This window comes from Streptomyces sp. NBC_00154, assembly GCF_026342835.1.
Classification (GTDB): Bacteria; Actinomycetota; Actinomycetes; order Streptomycetales; family Streptomycetaceae; genus Streptomyces.
In genome coordinates, this window is the sequence record NZ_JAPEMI010000001.1 from 842230 (window position 1) to 861457 (window position 19228).

The window sequence follows — 19228 nt, forward strand, 5'->3', positions numbered from 1 at the left end:
GGGGCCTGGCCCCTGCGTGTGCGCGACGATTCACCGTAAGAAATCCTCGTTATGACGGTGCGGATGTTATCAACCGGCGCATCGACAGAGCAGTGCGGACCGACTTGAATTCGGGGTCGACTGAGACAGCGGTGGACGGATACACTCGAACACACTTCCGCGGGAAGCCGTGTCCGGAATCACAGCAGAGCAGGCAAGAGTATCTCGATGACCACAGCACTCCCTCCTCTCGTGCCGAATCTTGCGGCAATCGACCGACGGAAAGTGGTAACTGAGACCGACACGTCGGGTGCGTTTCCCGTGGAGTACAAGTTCCGCCCGGCGGAAGGTGACGCACACCATTTGATCGTGGTCTTCTCCGGCCTCGGCGCCCCCAACGGCTATCACTTCGCCGGCAAATCGTTGATGGATCTGCGTGCCAATATCCTGTGGATTCGGGACGATTTCGACGGCAATTACAGCTACTACATGTGCCGGAACATGGACTTCGGGATCGAGTCCGCGGTCTCCGGACTCATCGAGCGTACACTCGCCCGCCTCGGCCTAGGCCGGGACCAGGTGAGTCTTCTTGGTGTATCGAAGGGTGGAAGCGCTGCCCTTTATTACGGCCTTCGGTACGGATACCGCAACATCGTCACCGTGGTTCCGCAGTTCCTGATCGGGAGTTACGTCTACGAGCGTCCGGTGACCGGCCGGTACATGCTCGGTGAAATGATGCCGCGGCAGAACGTCGAGGTACTCGACAGCGCCATTCCCGACATGTTGAAGGCCCGTGGCGGACAAGGACATAACATCTATCTGTTCACCTCTGAGGCGGACGAGCAGTACGAGACGGAAATCAACCCACATCTCCAACTCTTCTGGGCGTGCGAGAACTTCAACTTCATTCGCACCGACTCCCCCATGGTCCGGCAGCACGGCGAGGTGTCCGGATACAACATGCCGCTCATCGCCGGCGTCCTGTCCGCGCTCACCGAGGGCGCCGACCCGCGTATCGGGTTCGTGGAGAACGGAAAACAGCAGGTCAACGAGGCCGATCGTCAGCACTACCTCAATGAGCTGCGCCATTCGGACGGGCTGATAGCAGTCCTGAAGAAGCAGGACATCCGTGGCGCTAACATCCTTCTGTCCGGCCATGCGTTCATACCCGGTGAATCACCGTACTCCCACGACCCGACAACGAAGAGCCTTGTCCTGGAAGGGAGCGGGCGCCGGCTGGAAATTCCGTTGGCGACGACGGAGGCAAAGTATCTCTATAGCCAATATTTCGACCGTTTCTCCTGCGACTACCCCCATGGCGGATTCGATCCCGAGTCTGCATCCGGAATTCCCATGAAGGGCATACCGGTCGGCGCGTACGACTTGTCCATTCGGGTCGCTAGCCCAATGGAAGGAATTGACCGGCGTACACCTCTGGTCACTCGGCGCCCCTTCGACATACGGCGTCCCACCGGCGGGAACGAGGCCGTGCTGATCGGGGACGGTAAACGAGTACGCCTCATCCGGCGCCCTATCGTCGGGCCGTTCTCCGCAGAGACGGCTTTCTCGCTGGAGTCAACCTGGCTCAAGGAACGGACCCTCCATGTGGAGGGAGTCTTCTTCGTGAACGGCATCGAGGCCGGTGACCGCGGGCACGGACAGTACTACCTCGTTCTGCGCGGCACCGATTCCACTCATTCTTACCGGCTCGGCATGTCCCGGAAGACGGGCGCGATCCGCAAGCACATTCGGCGGGGCGATTTCAGTAACTATGATTTCGCCTACTTCGCCACATCTGGCTACAACGGTGTCGACCTTCAGCGGGCGGAACCGGGGGTGTACGAGGTCTTTGTCTCGCTGAGCACGGGAGGCTCCCTGTTCTCGGCAGCAGCCGGCAGCATCACCCTCGACTGAGGAATGCATCCAGTCCGAGGGATCGTCCAGGGCCGATAGGAGGCAGCGCGGATTCGGCTTTCCGCCCTTTCCGAAGTTCCGTAATGCTTCCGGTCTAGCCGTATGTGTAGACCGCCCCCGGCGATGATCCGAAGTCTCCGGTGTGCACGGTCACTTCAGACCATGTCCGGTGCCCGCGGCTGTCCTCGTAACAGAGTTCGAAAGAGTCGTAGCCCACGTGCGTAGGGTCTGCTTCATACACCACGCTTCCGTCGGCGCCACAGGTGAGTACGCCGTGCCTGGCGATCCCCACCCCGACGAATCGCAGACCGGCAACCGGGGTCTGACCGGCAGGCAGGACCGCACGGCCGCCCTGGCGCAGCACCATGTTCTGACCGGCCAGCAATTGGCGACGCACCCGAAATCCGGTGTCGGAGAGGGTGGCCGAGGAGACCAACTTGTCCCCCTGCCCGAGCATCAGACCGATGCTCACCCGGGGCAGCAACACAGCCCCTTCCGGGGCGTCGTCGTTCACCCGGACCAGACAGTTCACTACGCGCGCCTCGGTTCCGCTCGCGTAGGTGGCGAACCGGCCGTTGTCCAGGTGGCTCATGCCGGGGTGCCGGGACATCTTCGCGATGTCGCCGAGCAGGTCGTCGAGCAGATAGCCGTAGGTCCGGTAGGCACCGCCGATGGGCGTCAGCGACAGGCCGAGCCCGAGCTCCTGGCCCGGGGTAACCGGCAGCGCCGGGTCGACATCAGCAAACAGTTCGAGCGTGCCACCGACCTGTGGCATCCGCGGATGCGTCACAGTGGCGCGGACGAGCGGATACCAGTCCTTCACAACAACGCCTCACTCACCTGTGCGGACGCGGCACGGCCGCCCGTCCGGGACTTCATCATCTGGTCGTAGAAGTGATCGTCGAGATACTCCACGGCCGACTCGGGGATGTTCGCGTCCAGGTTGCGGAAGAATTCCGGGGTCAGCAGCCCCTGGGCACACATCTCACCGGCCACGAATCGGGCACACTCCAGAGCTCCGCGCCCCCGCATATGGGTGTTGTCGGCCATGCCGTCGAGGAAGTTCCCTTCCTCCCCCGGTTCCAGGTGCAGGAAGAGCGCCTTGGTCGCTGCCGGACCCGCCTGACGCCACCAGTTGACGGTCCACTCGTTCAGATCGACGAGCGGCGCGGCTAGGCGTGCGGCGAGCTCGCGCACAGCCATCGGATAGAGACCGAGCGGCCTTCGCAAGTTGCCGTGGTCGTCAAAGGACCGGCTCGCCTGGCTGGTCACCAGCACCGGATGCGCCCCCCGTGCTCGAGCGCCCAGCACGTACTTGCGCAAGTACCACTGGTAGTCGCCGAACGGCTCCGTGAAGCGCCCGTCCCCGGGTTTCATGTCGATCAGTCCGAACGAGACCAGCAGAAGATCACCGGGGGCGATGTTCTCCAGAATCCAGTCGAGCCGGCCGCGTTCGACGAAGCTGCGCGAGCTCGCACCCGCGCGGGCGGCGTTCACCACCTCGGCGTTCTGGATGAAGATCTGGAGTACCTGGCCCCAGCCGGTCATCGGCGCCATACTGCGCGGGCGGCTGGTCACGCTGGAGTCACCCGCCAGAAAGACCCTCACGTGCTGCATGCTCTACACACCCTCCTTCTGGTGCTCCGTGGGCCGGCCCATGATCAGCGGGGTGGACATGCGCCCCGGGTCACCGCCCGCGGCGGCGTCCATGGAGTCGATCACGTCGAAGGCCCGCTCGCAGTTGTTGGTGTCGCGCAGGACGAAGAACTCCTCGGCGCGGCGGCGGTATTCGGCCTCGACCTGGAAGTCGCGGGTGATCGAGGCGATGATCTCGTCCACCGCCTGGTCGACCCTGCCGCACGCCGGCCCGAAGCCGTCCCGCGCCAGGTCGAAGTAGCCACGCTTGTAGTGCTTGCTGTAGAACGCCTCGTCGTCGAAGTTCGTGTAGACGATCGGCTTGCCCATGTAGGCGACATCGAAGAACACCGACGAGTAGTCGGTGACGAGCATCGAACACTCGCGCATCGCCAGCTGCACGTCCCGGCCGGTGGACGAGACCGTGATGGACGGGTGGTCGATCCGGAAGTGCTTGAGGTACGGCCGGATCTCGTAGTGCGGCATGAACTCCAGCTCGACGCCGTAGTGCTGAAGAGCCTTGAGCAGACGTTCGTCGCGCAGCAGAGCGGAGAAGAACCGGTAGTACTCGGAGGCCGCGAAGGGGATCTCGGGCTTGGCCGCCTTGTTGTACGAAGGGGCCACGATGTCGCGCCGCCAGGTGGGCATGACCAGGATCTTCCGCGGTCCGGGGGCCGGCGTCAGGGCGTCGTATCGTGGCAGCCCGGTTGCCGCTACCCGGTCGTATCCGTATCCGCAGTGTTCGGCGTAGTACGCGCGCTCGCTGCGTCCGGTGGTGAGCACCATGTCCACGTTGGTGACCTGTGCGTGGATGGACTGAACGACGTCGTTGTAGACGACGCCGTGCTGCAGGAATACCCGCTTGTAACGCAGCAGATCACCGTATCCGCGCAGGAACGCCCGCTTGGACAAGCCCGGGAAACCGAGGTACGCCTCCAGGTCGTAGGCGTTGATGAGCCGGGTGGCGTGCAACAGATAGGCCCGGTACTTCCAGGAGAGCCGGTCGATGACCCGGCCCAGATGGTCGATCTTCTCCCGGTCCGGGGCGTCGCCGTTGATGGCGTAGTACACCCTGCGCTTGGGCTCGTTCTCCCTTATCCACTTGAACAGGTGGTACGAGTTGTCCTGCGCGGTGTCCTCACGCTCGCCGATGATCCAGATGTCCTTGCCGTGCAGCTTCGGATACATCAGCCAGTACAACAGCCGGGTACGCCAGCCCTGCCGGCCAGGCAGGGAGTTGCGCAGCTCCTCGCCCATGCGGCTCAGGGCGAAGCGAGTCTTGCGGAGCAGGCCGCTGACCCGGCGCAGCGTCACGGTCTCGTCGGCGGCGATGGTCAACCGTATCCGGGCGTGGCCGGAGCGGTGCACACCCTTGAACCGGTGCAGCATCTGCCGGGCCTCGACCGGGATGTCATGGCGTCGCTCGCCGTCGTGTACGCGCACCCGCAGCGTCAGATCACGGTTCGAGAGATGAGCCAGGTCACCGGGCCGGGAGACGGCACGCCAGCCCGCGAACCAGTCCTGCTCCTTGCGGGCCCGCCAGCGGTCGCGCCGGTACACCTGCTCCACAGTGAGGGGGACTTCTTCGGTGCCATGGCTCAGCACCAGCTCCAGCCGGTTACTGAAGAGCTGACTGATGTCGACGCCGCCGAAGACCAGCAGCCCTTCGAAGCGGACATACTCCCCGTCGACGACCAGGGTTTCCAGCACCGCCTTCTGGCGGTCCACTCGCAGCAACGTGGTCTCGACCCGGTCCTGGACCAGTGTGCGGTGCATGCCCGCGTCGTCGATCAACAGGTCCGGCCGGTATTCGGGCTTGGCATACGGGTCGCAGAACAACTCGTAGTCACCAGTCCGCACGGCATGGTGCTGGAGCCGAGCCATCGGGCTCGTCGCATACTGGAGGATCAGGTCGTCGGGGACCTGCGCGTAAATGTCGCAGAGGGCCGGGAAGATGCCGGCAATCTCGGTGCGGCTCATGATCCGATGGATATTGCGCAGATGCGGCTGCATCGAGCGGACCACGAAGCGCAGCGCGAGCCGGGCGGCGCGCACGTTCAGCCGCTCCGTCAGGCGGATGAGGTGGCGGCAGAGCCGGATCAGCTCCTGGGTCTTGACCGGGTCGTTCCAGGTGAGGTCGAAGAGCGAGTCCCGGCGCTCCGGATCGCGCTCGAAGAACTCGGCCGTCGGCGCGGTGGTCACACTGCGGGCATGCAGCAGCGCGGGCACGGTGAGCCACGCGCCCTCGAAGCCCGGGCCCTGGCCGCTGCGCAGCCCGTGCCTGCGCAGCAGCGAGGTCTTGAACAGCTTGCCGCCCAGCTCGCTGGAAAAGATCACATACGGGGCGTCGTCGAGCCGCTCCGCCCGGGTCGCGCCCTTCTCGAAGTAGCGCTTCCAGGGTTCGTCGCTGTATCTGCGCGGCCCGGGGAAGTTGTCCCGGTCCCCCACAACCACGTCGGCCCTGGCCCGACGGGCGGCGGCAATCAGGCGGCCCATGCAGTTCTCGCCCAGGATGTCCTGGGCGCGGGCGAACGCCACGTACGGCGCCCGGACATGGCGCAGCCCGTTGTCGAAACTGGAGCGTGCGCCCAAGGCGATCTGGCTGACGACCTCGACATTCGCGTGGAACGCGGCAAAGTCGGCGAGCTGGGCGGCTGTGGCGTCGGCGGAACCGTCGTCCACGAAGATCACCTGGGTGGCCGCGAACTCCCGCTGTGCCAGCAGCGAACTGAGGAACTCGTAGAGGTTGTACTCGTCGTTGCGGCAGTGCACCACAAGCGCGGCCGCGTACTCCTCCGGACGGGCAAACGTGCTTTCGGCGGCCGGCTGGTCCTGCCACCACAGCCAGGGAGTGCCGCGCGGGTGGTCGGTGGTCTGGCTCTCCGTCGTCTCCGGGCGCAGCGCGAGGTTGCCGCTGACGGTCCGGTACATCTCGTACGTCTCGTCGCGCCCACGGTAGCGCTGCTGCTCGATGTCGAGCCCGGTCACCCCCACGGTCGTGGTGGCGCGCTCACCCCCGTGCCGGATCTGTACGAAGAGGTTCCAGTTGCCGGCGGGGCCCGGGCCCCCCAACGTGGTCTCCAGGTCCACGGCGGTGTGGTAGCGGATGAACTCCTCGTCGACGTCGATTCCCGTGACGTCGAAGGTGTAGTCCGCCTTGGTGCTGCGGCGGCGCAGCACCGCGGTCAGCTCCAGCTTGTCCTTCGGGCCCACCCGGCCGAACTGGTTCCGGATATAACCGGTCACGTGGAGGATGCTGCCCTGGATCTCGACCAGGGTGGCCTGGTTGAACAGCCGGGAGTCGGCCAGACTATTGCCGCTGAGGTCCAGGTCGGTGACATCGAGGAAGCGGTCGGCGTCCGGCCGGCCCAGCAACGCGGCCGACCAGTAGACCTTCCCGTTGCGCTCCACCAGGTCGGAACTGAGCACGCTGCGGCGCTGTGTGTAGTCGGACACGGTCAGCGCGAGGTCGACCCGGCCATGCATCAGGCTGAAGGCACGGACCCGCTCCAGCGGTCCGCACAGGTCGTAGACGTCGAGCGGCAGGGTGCGCAGATACGGTGCGACGAGGGCGGCGAATCCCTTGCGGAAGGCTTCGTCGCCCGCCCGGAGCTCCGGTGTGTACAGCCGCAGATCGTGCGAGAGGAACTTCGCCGCCTTGTGCGCCAGAAGGTCCTGGGCGCCGTTACGGACCAGGAAGGCGTCCGCGTACTGATGCACCAGTACCCGGTCGCGGATGCTGCGGAGCTCGCCCCGGCGGTTGGTGATGGAGGGGGCGTCGGTCTCCCGTTCCCAGATCCACCGGTAGACCGGAGTGGCCAGCAGGGTGACGGATCGTGCGCAGTACCACGCCACGGTCGAGAAGTAGGTGTCCTCGAAGAAGACCTCTTCGGGGAAACGGATGCCCTGGTCGAGGAGGAAGTCGAGGCGGTAGAGCTTGGCCGCGGTGATCGGGTCCTCGAAGAGTTCGGGCATGGTCCGCAAGCCGCCCGTGACGGTCCGGTCCGTGCCGTACAGCTGCGGCTGCCAGATCGTGATCTCGTCCTTGGCGAGGTTGACGCGCAGGGCGCGGCCCGCCGTGATGTCGGCGCCGGTCGCAAGTGCCGCTTCGAGAAGTGACTCGCAGGCCTTGTGCGGCAGTTCGTCGTCCGCGTCGAGGAACATCAGGTAGTGACCGGTAGCCACGGCTATGCCGTTGTTCCGGGGGGCGCCGACACCACCGCTGTTACGGCGCCGCTCGACGATGCGCACCCGGGGGTCGCGCGCGGCGTACTCATGGGCGACCGCGAGCGTGCCGTCCGTGGAGGCGTCGTCGACGACGATCACTTCGATGTGCGGGTGGGTCTGGCGTACCGCGGACTCCAGCGCCCGCCCGAGCGTGGCACTCGCGTTGAACGCGCCGATGACTATCGAGATCCGGAACTGGCCCGGGTCCGTCGGAGTACTCATCGCAGGTGCTCCTCGGCCCCCGCCCAGTGCCCATCAGTGTGTGCACCCGGCGCATGGAGGATCGGAGCCGCACCGGCGTAGCCCGTCTGAGCGGGAGCGCTCCCGTCGTGTCCTTCGTAAAGGAATCCGGCACCGTAGCGGGGCTCGGGGTACGGCTGGAAGCCGGGGTCCTCGTACGGTTCGGGGGCCGGGAAGCGCTGATCCACCGGTATGCCTCCGACGGACGTCCGGTCGAGGCCGGCGCGGCGGTGACGACCGGCGTGCAGATGGTCCGCGACGCTTCCGCCGGCGATGACGGGCTCGGGGGCCAGTTCCTCGATCACCCGGGTGAAGTCGCGTGTGGAGAGCCAGAACTTGTACATGATCACGAGCTCGAAGAGACCGAGCAGCGCCGCGGAGACGGCCGTGGTCCAGAGAATCTGTCCGACCAGCGGGCCGATGATGAAGATGAACATCTGAAACTCGATGCCGCTGATGAGGTGCGGTCGCACTCGGCTGCGCAGCAGCGCCTGACGCAGCCGGGTGTACCAGGGGAAGCGGTCGCGGAACTGGGCATGCAGATCCACGACGTTGTCGGCCTGCTGCTTGAGGATCTCCGCCTCGACGCCGGGGTTCTCCCTCAGCAGGTCCTCCATGAAGACGACCTTCGGCTCCTCGGCCGGCGTCTCGGCGGCCTGTGCAGCCTCGGCCGCGTGCCGGGCATCCTTGAGCTTCTCGATCTTCGTGCGCATCGACATGCGCATCTTGTAGATCTGCAGGGCGTCGACGTACCGGAGCATGTCGAGGAAAACCACGACGAGCGCCGCGATGAGGTACCAGGCACTCTCCGTACGGAGGTACTGACCGCCCATCAGGGCGAGCGCGCAGAAGAGCACCCGGATGCGGTCGAAGACGTAGTCCAGCCAGCCACCGAAGACGGTGCCGTTGCCCTTCAGACGGGCCAGCTTTCCGTCGATGCAGTCGAGGATGAAGCTGACGTGGTAGAGGGCGGCTCCGATGATCAGCGACTGGGTGTCGCCGCGGAGGAAGAATCCCGCCGAGCCGAGGCCTACGAACAAGGCGCCCCAGGTCACGCCGTTGGGGGTGATGAATCCGAAGCGTGCGATCCGGATGAGCACCCGCGTGGCGACCGGATCTACCAGGAGCACGGTCCACCAAGCGTCACGCTTCTTGCACGTGAGCTTTTGGACAGCCCGCAGAGACAGCTTCCTCTTCCTCATAACCCCTCAGCCGTGGACGACGTCCAACACAGCCCCGACGGCCTGAGCAGATCTCGCGATCGTAGGGGGCGCAAAATGTCTGCAGTTCGTTCACTGGCTGCTCACATCTGGCGCTGAGGCAGCTTAAATGAACCTTAAACGATGGTGCAATCGGTTCAAGAGTGACGACAGAGAGCGACAGAAGCGAAACATTCGGTTAACTACCGTCAAACGGTGCACCTTTGCATTCGCCTGCACGTCATAGATTCTTTGTAGGGAGGGAAGGTTGTGCCAAATTTCGACCATGTGGCGATCACCACACCGTCGTAGCGTCAGAGCCGACGACCTATCACTGGAAATCGTCCCAAAACGCTCGGGCGGCCGTCCCGGGCGATGGCGGGCCTCCATGCGCCGCACGGCCGCACGCCATGCAGCTCGGACGGAGCCTCGGGGGTGGATGCATGAGCGGTTTGCGGTTTTCACGTCATAGTGACTGATAAATCAGGACATTAACCGTCGACGTCCAATCCACGCCAAGGGTCACGAAGGCTTCACGATCCGTTCGAAAATACGTCTATAGTTCATCCACATCATCTACGCATCGGCGGGCCAACTCCCCCCACTCGAGCCCTCCCCATGTTGGAACCCGGCATCGAGAGAGGACCCAGAGAATGAGCCCTACCGTCGCAACCTCCAACGTGCCACGGTCCGACCAGCCTTCGACACGTCGCCGTAAGAAGCCCGCACGTCGCCGCCGGGTGTGGCGCTGGATCGCGTTGTCCGTCGTTGTCGTCCTTCTCGCTGCCGGCGGAACCGCCTGGTGGATGTACAACCACCTCGACGGGAACATCAAGGGCGTCGACATCAACAAGGCACTCGGGGACGACCGCCCGGAGAAGCTGCCCACCAGCGGTCAGAATCTGCTGGTACTCGGCTCCGACTCACGGGCCGGTGCCCAGAACAAGGAGCTGGGGGGCGGCGGCAGCGTCAGCGGCGCCCGGTCCGACACCGCGATGGTGGTGCACATACCCGAGGGCCGGCAGCAGGCCGTCGCCGTGTCCATTCCGCGCGACACCCTCGTCACCCGGCCCGAGTGCACCAAGGCCGACGGCTCGAAGACGCCGTCCGCGAACCGCGTGATGTTCAACTCCGTCTACTCGCAGGTCGGTCCGGCCTGCGTGGTCAAGACCGTCGAGAAGATGTCCGGGGTCCGGATCGACCACTACCTGGAGATCAACTTCGCCGGGTTCAAGGATCTGGTGGACGCCATCGGCGGGGTCACGGTCGATGTCCCGCAGGACATCCACGACACGTCGTCCGGTCTCGACCTCACAGCAGGCCCGCACAAGCTCGACGGCACCCAGTCCCTCGCGTACGTCCGCACCCGGCACGGCATCGGCGACGGCAGCGACCTGGGCCGGATCGGGCTCCAGCAGCAGTTCCTCCTCGCGCTGCTGAGTGAGGTCAAGTCGCAGGATCTGCTGGGCAGTCCGACGAACTCGTACAAGATCGCCAACTCGGCCACCAAGTCACTGACCACCGACTCCGGGCTCGCCTCGCTGAAGTCCCTTGCGGAGTTCGCCCGGTCGATGAACGGCGTGGACCCGAGCTCGATGGAAACGATCATGCTTCCGGTCGCGTACGACAAGCAGGACCCCAACCGGGTGGTGGCGGCCCAGCCGCAGGCAGGTGACCTCTGGAAGGCGATCCGCAAGGACGGCACGATCCCGGAGTCCGCGAAGAAGTCCCCCGCAACGGGCGGTTCTGCTTCCTGAAGCGTCCGCCTCCGCACGCAGGAGGTCCCTCACCGATCCCGGGCGAATTCCTGGGACGGGTGAGGGACCTCTGGTCGTCCGACCGTGGTCATGATCTCGGGCAGGTGCTCGTCCGGGTCTTCCGGGCGGGCATCTTGCGTGGTCGCCCGGGAATTCGGCCGCTCCAGGGATGAGCATGCAAGTGCCTTGGTGTGCGCGCCCCAGTTGTTCGCCGCCGATGTGCGCGACCCGCGCCAGTGGTGGGTTCTGAACGCGCTCGAGGGCCGACTGACGCCAGGGCGGACCTCCAACCGGACTCTGACCGTGCCGGGCCTCGTACGAGCCTGGCGCGAGGGCTACGACACCCGCTGGGCCATGGCCAACGTGGTGCTCCGACTGCTCGCCCGGGACGGGGCTGCAGCAAGCCCCGGGCGCAGACCACTGCAGGACGCCATCTGAACCGACCCCTGGCACGCTCACACCCGCTCGGCGGGATCCATCGCCAGACCTGGTTCACGATTCTGCCGGGCCACGTAGAGCCCTCCGTCCGCCCCGATCATGGCGAGGACCACCCGCCCGTACACATCGAGTGCCAACGCCGGTGTCTCAGCGGTCCGTTCACCCGTCGGCGACCACCAGAGACCGCCGCCCTCGTTCTCCGTTCCGCAGGCTGCGAGCATGACGTGCCCGTCAAGATCCCGGTGCGCGAGGATCGTGCAGTCGTAGCCGTCCAGCATCGCGCGCAGCACCGTGATCGGTCCCTCGGCAGGAGTGCCACCAATCGGGATGAGCCACGCGCCCAAACGGTGTGCGACGATTCCGCCGGTCGTGGGGTCGGTCCAGTAGAAGGTGTTCCGATCCGGGGCCGTCTCCAACGCGACCAGGCCGCCCGGAGCGATCGCGACAGGAATGCTCTGTGCTTGCGCGAAGGTGCCGTTGCTCTCGGCCTGGGTCCATCTCATGACCTGGCCGCTTCCAGGGACCAGGAGCTCGATCCGCCCCGATTCGGCGACCGACACGGCCATGGCGTCCTGCGCCAGACTGCCGTTCAGGTCCGTCCACGCCTCCCACTTGGCGCCCTTGCCCTCGCGGCGCAGCATGATGCCGCCGCCGGCGTTCCGGACGAAGACGTTTGCCGCGCCGGACCTGGCGACGGCGGGTACCGGGGTACCGATCCGCGCGGCGCTGTCGGGGTCCTTGTGCGGGTTGCCCAGTGACCGCCATGAGGTGATGGGACGGCCGGTCTGGTACTGGATGGCGTGCACGATGTCGACAGTCGGCGGGCCGTCGCCCTTTTGCCGCGACCGGCGCCCGAAGAAGTGCACATAGGTGTCCGCGCCCTGAGCAATGCTGAGATGCGTCAGATGCGGAACCGGTATGAAGTCCGGCCCCTGCCACCGAGGGCCGCCCGGACGCTCCTCGGTCCAGCGCAGGAGCCCGTCCCGATTGCGGGCATAAGCGGTGAGCCTGCCGTCCTTGCCCCGAACGAGCCAGCGTCCGCCGACCGTGGCCTCCGCTTCTCGCTGCTCGTTTTCGACGATTCGAAGGGCACCCTTTGCCGAAGCCCTCCCCTGGGCGGCACGTCCCGACCTGACTCGCATGTCGTGAGGTCATCCTTCCCATGATTGTCCGCTCCCGTTCTGCGGCCTGTTGCATGGCCGACATGCGGAAGTCGGGAGCGCCCATCATAGAATCACCGTTCGAACGACACGGAATCGCCACCCTTCTCCTTGAATGATCATGCTTCCGGTCGCGTACGACAAGCAGGACCCCAACCGGGTGGTGGCCGCCCAGCCGCAGGCCGGTGACCTCTGGAAGGCGATCCGCAAGGACGGCACGATCCCGGAGTCCGCGAAGAAGTCCCCCGCAACCGGCGGCTGACGGGCCGTGCGGCGGCCGGTGCGTGACACCCTTTTGGCATGCTGACCGAACGGACCCTGGTGATCGTGGACGCGGCCAATGTGGTCGGGTCGGTGCCGGACGGCTGGTGGCGGGACCGGCGCGGGGCGGCCGAACGGCTGCGGGACTCCCTGGTTCCGTTCGCCGCGGCCGGTCTGCCCGGGCACCCCGGCCCCGTCGAGCTGGTGCTGGTCGTCGAGGGCGCGGCCCGTGGCATCGCATCGGTGCCGGGGGTACGGGTGGAGTCGGCGCCCGGCAGTGGGGACGACCGGATCGTCGACCTCGTCGTCGCCGAGGCGGCCCCGCCTGCGGACCGCGACTGTGTCGTGGTGACGGCCGACCGGGAGCTGCGGCAGCGGGTCGAGGCGTACGGGGCGAAGTGCGCAGGCCCCCGTACCGTACGGCCGCTGCCGCCTCACAAGGACTGACCTACGGCCGGCCGACGGCGTCTTTGATTCGGCTGTGCCGACGCCCGTACGAGAAGTAGATGATCACCCCGAGGGCCATCCAGATGGCGAACCGGAGCCACGTCTCCGCCGGCAGGTTGAGCATCAGCCACACCGAGGCGGCCACCGAGAGGATCGGGATCAGCGGCACCCACGGGGTGCGGAACGCGCGATGCAGCTCAGGACGGGTGCGGCGCAGCACGAGAACGCCCAGGGCGACAACCACGAATGCGAAGAGCGTGCCGATGTTCACCAGCGTCGCCAGCTCGTTGATGCTGGTGAAACCGGCCACGATCGCGATGATCACGCCGAGCAGGACGGTCGGGCGGTACGGGGTGCCGAACTTCGGGTGCGTCTTGGAGAAGAACCGCGGAAGCAGCCCGTCACGGCTCATCGCGAAGAACACCCGGGTCTGACCCAGCAACAGGATCATGCACACCGTCGTGAGGCCGATCGCGGCTCCGAAGCTGATGACGCCCGCGTAGAAGGGGTGCCCGACGGCCTTGAAGGCGTCGGCCAGCGGGGCGCTCACGGACAGTTCGGTGTAGTGCTGCATGCCGGTGACCACCAGTGACACGGCGACGTAGAGCACCGTGCAGATGAAGAGCGAGGCGAGGATGCCCCGCGGCATGTCGCGCTGCGGGAGCTTGGTCTCCTCGGCGGCGGTGGCCACGACATCGAAGCCGATGAAGGCGAAGAAGACGACGGAGGCGGCGGTGAAGATGCCCAGGACGCCGAAGTTGGTCGGTGCGTAGCCGAACATCAGCTGGATCAGCGGCGCGTTCAGTCCCGAGCCGGACGTCTGCGGCTCAGCCGGCGGGATGAAGGGTGAGTAGTTGGCGGTCTTGATGAAGAAGAGCCCCGCGATGATCACGATCAGGACGACGGCCACCTTGATGGCGACCACAACGGTCGTGACCCGGGCGGAGAGCTTCATGCCGAGCACCAGGATGACGGTCAGGACGAGTACCAGGACGAAGGCCAGGATGTCGAAGCCGAATCCTGTTGCCGCATCCGGCCCGGCGATCACGTCGGGCATGTCCCAGCCGACGTTGTCCATCAGCGAGCGGACGTAGCCGGACCAGCCGACGGCCACCACCGCTGTGCCCAGGGCGAATTCCAGCACGAGGTCCCAGCCGATGATCCAGGCGATCAGTTCACCGAGCGAGGCGTACGCGAAGGTGTACGCGGACCCCGCGACCGGAACGGTGGAGGCGAACTCGGCGTAACAGAGCGCGGCGAGGGCGCAGACGATGGCGGCGGCCACGAAGGCGAGTGCGGTGGCGGGCCCAGCCGATTCCTTCGCCACTTTGCCGGTGAGGACGAAGATGCCGGTGCCGATGATGACGCCCACTCCGAAGACGGTGAGGTCCAGCGCGGAGAGGGACTTCTTGAGAGCGTGCTCCGGCTCCTCGGTGTCACGGATGGACTGTTCCACCGTCTTGGTCCGGAACAGCCCGCCTTTGGTGGGTGGTGTGTCCTGCTGCGCAGTCACCGGCGTACCTCCACGCACTCGTCGTGAACGCCATGATTGGGACATCACCGGGGGCGCAGGGCCCCATGTCGAGCGATTTCACGCGAATGGGCCGGTCGGACCACTCGTAGAGGGTGGTCCGACCGGCCCATCGGCCGTATCGCTCGTCGCTCGTTCGGACCCGTGCGGGCACGGGTCCGTGTCGGCACGGGTCAGTCCCGGGCGGGCTCGATCACGGAGCGCGTGCGGGCGTCGCTGTCGTAGCGGCCGTCCAGCTTGGAGACGAGACCGGTGACCTGACGGGCGATGTCCGGCGCGGTCAGCCCGATCTCCGCCATGACCTCCTTGCGGGAGGCGTGGTCGAGGAAGCGCGGCGGGATACCGAAGTCGCGCAGCGGTACATCCACTCCGGCGTCGCGCAGCGCCTGGGCGACGGCGGAGCCGACACCGCCGGCCCGGCTGTTGTCCTCGACGGTGACGACGACGCGGTGCTGTTCGGCGAGCGGGGCCATGGCCTCGTCGACCGGCTTGACCCAGCGCGGGTCGACGACCGTCGTCGTGATGCCCTGGGCGTCCAGCAGATCGGCGATCTCCAGGCACATCGGGGCGAGCGCGCCCACGGAGACCAGGAGGACGTCCGGGCGGGCGGTGTCGGCCCTGCGGAGCACGTCCATGCCACCGACCCTGCCGACGGCCTTCACGGACGGGCCGACCGCACCCTTGGAGAAGCGGACCACGGTCGGGGCGTCGTCGACCTCGACGGCCTCACGCAGTTGGGCACGGACCTGGTCGGCGTCGCGCGGGGCGGCGATCCGCAGGTCCGGCACGCACTGCAGGATCGACATGTCCCACATGCCGTTGTGCGAGGCGCCGTCGGTGCCGGTGATTCCCGCCCGGTCCAGGACGAACGTGACACCGCACTTGTGCAGGGCGACATCCATCAGCACCTGGTCGAAGGCCCGGTTGAGGAACGTGGCATACACCGCGAAGACGGGGTGCAGTCCGCCGGTGGCCAGGCCCGCCGCGGAGACCGCGCCGTGCTGCTCCGCGATGCCGACGTCGTAGATCCGGTCCGGGAATTCCTTCTCGAACTTGGTGAGACCTACCGGCTGGAGCATGGCCGCGGTGATCGCGACGATGTCCTTGCGCTCCTTGCCGAGCTTGACCATCTCCTCGCCGAAGACCGAGGTCCAGTCGAGGCCGGAGGTGGCGACGGGGAGACCGGTGTCGGGGTGGATCTTGCCGACGGCGTGGAAGCGGTCGGCCTCGTCGAGGAGGGCGGGAGTGTAGCCGCGGCCCTTCTCGGTGAGGCAGTGCACGATGACCGGCCCGCCGAAGCGCTTGGCCCGCTGCAGGGCGGACTCCAGGGCCTCGATGTCGTGGCCGTCGATCGGGCCGACGTACTTCAGGCCGAGGTCCTCGAACATGCCCTGCGGGGCGATGAAGTCCTTCAGCCCCTTCTTGGCGCCGTGCAGCGTCTCGTACAGCGGCTTCCCGACGACGGGAGTGCGCTCCAGGATGTCCTTGCCGCGGGCCAGGAAGCGCTCGTAGCCGTCGGTGGTGCGCAGGGTGGCGAGGTGGTTGGCGAGGCCGCCGATGGTCGGGGCGTAGGAGCGCTCGTTGTCGTTGACGACGATGACGAGCGGGCGGTCCTTGGCGGCGGCGATGTTGTTCAGCGCCTCCCAGGCCATACCGCCGGTGAGAGCGCCGTCACCGATGACCGCGACGACGTGGTCGTCCTTCTTGAGCACCTCGTTGGCCTTGGCGAGGCCGTCGGCCCAGCCGAGGACGGTGGAGGCGTGCGAGTTCTCGATGATGTCGTGGTCGGACTCGGCGCGCGAGGGGTAGCCGGACAGGCCGCCCTTGCTCTTGAGCTTCGAGAAGTCCTGGCGACCGGTGAGGAGCTTGTGTACGTAGCTCTGGTGGCCGGTGTCGAAGAGCACCTTGTCCTTCGGCGAATCGAAGACCCGGTGCAGGGCGATGGTCAGCTCGACCACACCCAGGTTGGGGCCGAGGTGGCCGCCGGTCTTGGAGACTGCTTCGACGAGGAAGGTCCGGATCTCCTCGGCGAGCTGTTCCAGCTGCTCAGGACTGAGCCGGTCCAGGTCGCGCGGTCCCCCGATGCGGGTCAGCAGGGCCACCCGTGCCTCCTTGCGTTTGAGCTGGTCTAGCGTGCCGGTCCGCTGAGTCTAATGTTCCGTCCCGGGCCGAGGTCATCGGGAGGTGCTTTCCGGTGCGGATCGGCGCGTGCGTACATACGTACACGCAGGTGCCCGGCACCACGAAGGGTGCCGGGCACAGGCGCGGGTTCCGCGGTCAGGCGCGGCCCGCCGTCTTCTGGGTCTTGCGGGTGACGGCATCGATGACGACCGTGGCGAGCAGCACACCACCGGTGATCATGTACTGGATCGGCGAGGCGATGCCCTGCAGGGCAAGGCCGTACTGGATCGAGATGATGACCAGCACACCCAGCAGCGCGTTCCAGGTGCGGCCACGGCCACCGAAGAGGCTGGTGCCACCGATGACGGCCGCCGCGATGGCGTTCATCAGGAGCTCACCGCTGCCCGCGCCCTGGTTGGCGGCAGTGATCTTGGAGGCCATGAAGAGTCCGCCGATGGCGGCGAAGGTGCCGGAGATCGCGTAGACCGAGGTCCGGACCATCACCACATTGATACCGGCGCGGCGGGACGCCTCGACGCTGCCGCCGAGCGCGAAGATCTTGCGACCGTACGAGGTGCGACGCAGTACGAAGTCGGTCGCGACCAGCACGACCAGGAAGATCACCACGGCGAGCGGCAGACCCTTGTACTGGTTGAACATGATCGCGGCGGCGAACGCCACCACGGCCAGTCCGGCCGTACGTATGACGATCTCACCGAGCGTGCGGGAGGGGACGCCCACCGCCTCACGGCGACGGCTGTCGAAGAAGGCCGACAGGAAGTACGCCGCGACCGCGACCACGGCGAGGCCGTAGCCGGCCGCGACATCGGTGAAGTAGTAGCTGGTCAGCTTGGCGACCAGGCCCTCGGAGTCGAGGTTGATGGTGCCGTTGGAGCCGAGGATCTGGAGCATGAAGCCGTTCCAGAACAGCAGACCGGCCAGGGTGACGGCGAAGGCGGGGACGCCGATCTTGGCGAAGATATAGCCGTGGATCGCACCGGCCACGGCGCCGGTGATGATCGCCAGGATCAGGGCCAGCCACTCGGACATGCCGTGAGTGACACTGAGCACGGCGAAGGAGGCGCCCGCGACACCGCTGACGGAGCCGACCGAAAGGTCGATCTCGCCGAGCAGCAGGACGAAGACAATACCGACCGCGATCATGCCGGTGCCCACCATGGCGACCGAGATGTCCGAGAGGTTGCCCGCGGTGAGGAAGTTCGAGTTGAGGCTCTGGAAGATTCCCCAGATGATGATCAGGCCGAGGACGACGGGGATCGAGCCCAGGTCGCCGGCCTTCATCTTGCGCTTGAACTCGCCGAGGTAGCCGGCGATGCCCTGCTCGCGGACGAGCAGCCGGGGGTCGACGGCGGTGACGGAGCCTGCCGCCGCGGCGGGGTTCTCGGCGGGCGCGTCGGCCGTCTTCGCCAGTATCGGCTTGGAGGTGTTGTCGGTGCTCACTTCTGGGCCTCCCCGTTGCGCGCCGCGCGACGGGTCACGGCATTGTCCGTGGCGCCCGTGATCGCGGAGATGATCTCTTCCTGCGAGGTGGTCGCGACGTCGAAGACGCCGTTGTTACGACCCAGCCGGAGCACGGCCACCTTGTCGGCGACCGCCTTGACGTCGGCCATGTTGTGGCTGATGAGGATCACCGCGTGGCCGCGCTCGCGCAGCCGCTCGACCAGGTCGAGGACCTGTGCGGTCTGCTCGACACCGAGGGCCGCGGTCGGCTCGTCGAGGATGACGAGCTTGGGCTCACCGAGCATCGACCGGGCGATGGCCACCGTCTGGCGCTGACCGCCGGAGAGTGAGGCGATCGGGATACGGACGCTGGGGATACGGATCGACAGCGTGCTGAGGAGCTCGCGGGAGCGGCGCTCCATCTCGACCTCGTTGAGGACTCCGAACTTACGGAGCTCCCTGCCGAGGTAGAGGTTGCCGACGACATCGATGTTGTCGCAGAGCGCGAGGTCCTGATAGACGGTCGCGATGCCCAGGGCCTGGGCGTCGTGCGGCCGGTTGATCTGGACGGACCTGCCATCCCATTCGATGACTCCGTCATCGATGGGGTGGACTCCGGCGATCGTCTTGACCAGCGTTGATTTTCCGGCGCCGTTGTCACCCACCAGGGCGACCACCTCGCCTGCGTGGACCTCGAGCTCTACATCGGTGAGCGCCTGAACGGCACCGAATCGCTTGGAGACCCCTCGCAACGCCAACACGGGCGTAGCGGACACGTGAACCATCTCCTTCGCCGCCTGACCGGCGGGGATGCCGCGCCCGGGGAAGGCGCGGTGGTCGAGCAGAAGAGAACAGAAG

13 protein-coding genes and 1 pseudogene are annotated in these 19228 nt (G+C 66.4%); 5 read left to right on the plus strand and 9 right to left on the minus strand.

The features are described from left to right. Nucleotides 1–207 precede the first annotated feature (207 nt). Nucleotides 208–1893 (plus strand): hypothetical protein, encoded by a 1686-nt coding sequence (locus tag OHA03_RS03760; protein WP_267000693.1) that lies wholly within the window; start codon nucleotides 208–210, stop codon nucleotides 1891–1893. A 94-nt stretch (nucleotides 1894–1987) separates the two neighbouring features. Here OHA03_RS03760 and OHA03_RS03765 read toward each other — a convergent pair whose 3' ends face one another. Genes OHA03_RS03765 through OHA03_RS03780 form a run of 4 tightly spaced genes read right to left on the minus strand, consistent with a single transcriptional unit; the run spans nucleotide 1988 to nucleotide 9125 of the window. Beyond that, on the minus strand, nucleotides 1988–2716 hold the full coding sequence (locus OHA03_RS03765) for a hypothetical protein (protein WP_267000695.1): 729 nt from the start codon (nucleotides 2714–2716) through the stop codon (nucleotides 1988–1990). Continuing rightward, entirely contained in the window at nucleotides 2713–3510 is a 798-nt protein-coding gene (locus OHA03_RS03770) for a rhamnogalacturonan acetylesterase (RefSeq protein ID WP_267000697.1), read from the minus strand. The genes OHA03_RS03765 and OHA03_RS03770 overlap by 4 nt, the downstream gene beginning before the upstream one ends. Nucleotides 3511–3513: 3 nt before the next feature. After that, nucleotides 3514–7977: a glycosyltransferase gene (locus OHA03_RS03775; RefSeq protein WP_267000699.1), complete on the minus strand. Its 4464-nt coding sequence runs from the start codon at nucleotides 7975–7977 to the stop codon at nucleotides 3514–3516. Then, the gene (locus OHA03_RS03780; RefSeq protein WP_267000701.1) at nucleotides 7974–9125 is read right to left on the minus strand and encodes a CDP-alcohol phosphatidyltransferase family protein; all 1152 of its coding nucleotides are present in this window, start codon (nucleotides 9123–9125) and stop codon (nucleotides 7974–7976) included. The genes OHA03_RS03775 and OHA03_RS03780 overlap by 4 nt, the downstream gene beginning before the upstream one ends. 722 nt (nucleotides 9126–9847) lie before the next feature. Between OHA03_RS03780 and OHA03_RS03785 the strand changes: the two genes are divergently transcribed. Continuing rightward, nucleotides 9848–10951: an LCP family protein gene (locus tag OHA03_RS03785; RefSeq protein WP_267000702.1), complete on the plus strand. Its 1104-nt coding sequence runs from the start codon at nucleotides 9848–9850 to the stop codon at nucleotides 10949–10951. Between the two features lie 186 nt (nucleotides 10952–11137). Beyond that, entirely contained in the window at nucleotides 11138–11389 is a 252-nt protein-coding gene (locus OHA03_RS03790) for a hypothetical protein (RefSeq protein ID WP_267000703.1), read from the plus strand. A 17-nt stretch (nucleotides 11390–11406) separates the two neighbouring features. Here OHA03_RS03790 and OHA03_RS03795 read toward each other — a convergent pair whose 3' ends face one another. Further along, entirely contained in the window at nucleotides 11407–12531 is a 1125-nt protein-coding gene (locus tag OHA03_RS03795; protein WP_267000704.1) for a hypothetical protein, read from the minus strand. A 136-nt stretch (nucleotides 12532–12667) separates the two neighbouring features. On the opposite strand from OHA03_RS03795, the pseudogene OHA03_RS03800 reads away from it, so the two are divergent. Next, nucleotides 12668–12811, plus strand: a pseudogene (locus OHA03_RS03800) (LytR family transcriptional regulator); the annotation flags it as partial. Nucleotides 12812–12849: 38 nt separating this feature from the next. After that, nucleotides 12850–13257, plus strand: a complete 408-nt coding sequence (locus OHA03_RS03805; RefSeq protein WP_267000705.1) for an NTP pyrophosphohydrolase — start codon at nucleotides 12850–12852, stop codon at nucleotides 13255–13257. A gap of 1 nt (nucleotide 13258) precedes the next feature. Here the strand turns inward: OHA03_RS03805 and OHA03_RS03810 are convergent, their stop codons facing one another. The 4 genes from OHA03_RS03810 to OHA03_RS03825 all read right to left on the minus strand — a co-directional run bounded on the left by OHA03_RS03810 (nucleotide 13259) and on the right by OHA03_RS03825 (nucleotide 19155). Then, nucleotides 13259–14770, minus strand: coding sequence for an amino acid permease (locus tag OHA03_RS03810; protein ID WP_267000707.1), 1512 nt, complete (start codon nucleotides 14768–14770; stop codon nucleotides 13259–13261). A gap of 191 nt (nucleotides 14771–14961) precedes the next feature. Further along, complete coding sequence (gene dxs, locus OHA03_RS03815) at nucleotides 14962–16890, minus strand: 1-deoxy-D-xylulose-5-phosphate synthase (protein WP_267000709.1); 1929 nt, start codon at nucleotides 16888–16890, stop codon at nucleotides 14962–14964. A gap of 175 nt (nucleotides 16891–17065) precedes the next feature. Then, nucleotides 17066–18370: a sugar ABC transporter permease gene (locus OHA03_RS03820; protein WP_267000711.1), complete on the minus strand. Its 1305-nt coding sequence runs from the start codon at nucleotides 18368–18370 to the stop codon at nucleotides 17066–17068. Next, nucleotides 18367–19155, minus strand: a complete 789-nt coding sequence (locus OHA03_RS03825; protein WP_267000713.1) for an ATP-binding cassette domain-containing protein — start codon at nucleotides 19153–19155, stop codon at nucleotides 18367–18369. Before OHA03_RS03825 ends, OHA03_RS03820 begins: the two co-directional genes overlap by 4 nt. Nucleotides 19156–19228 lie beyond the last annotated feature (73 nt).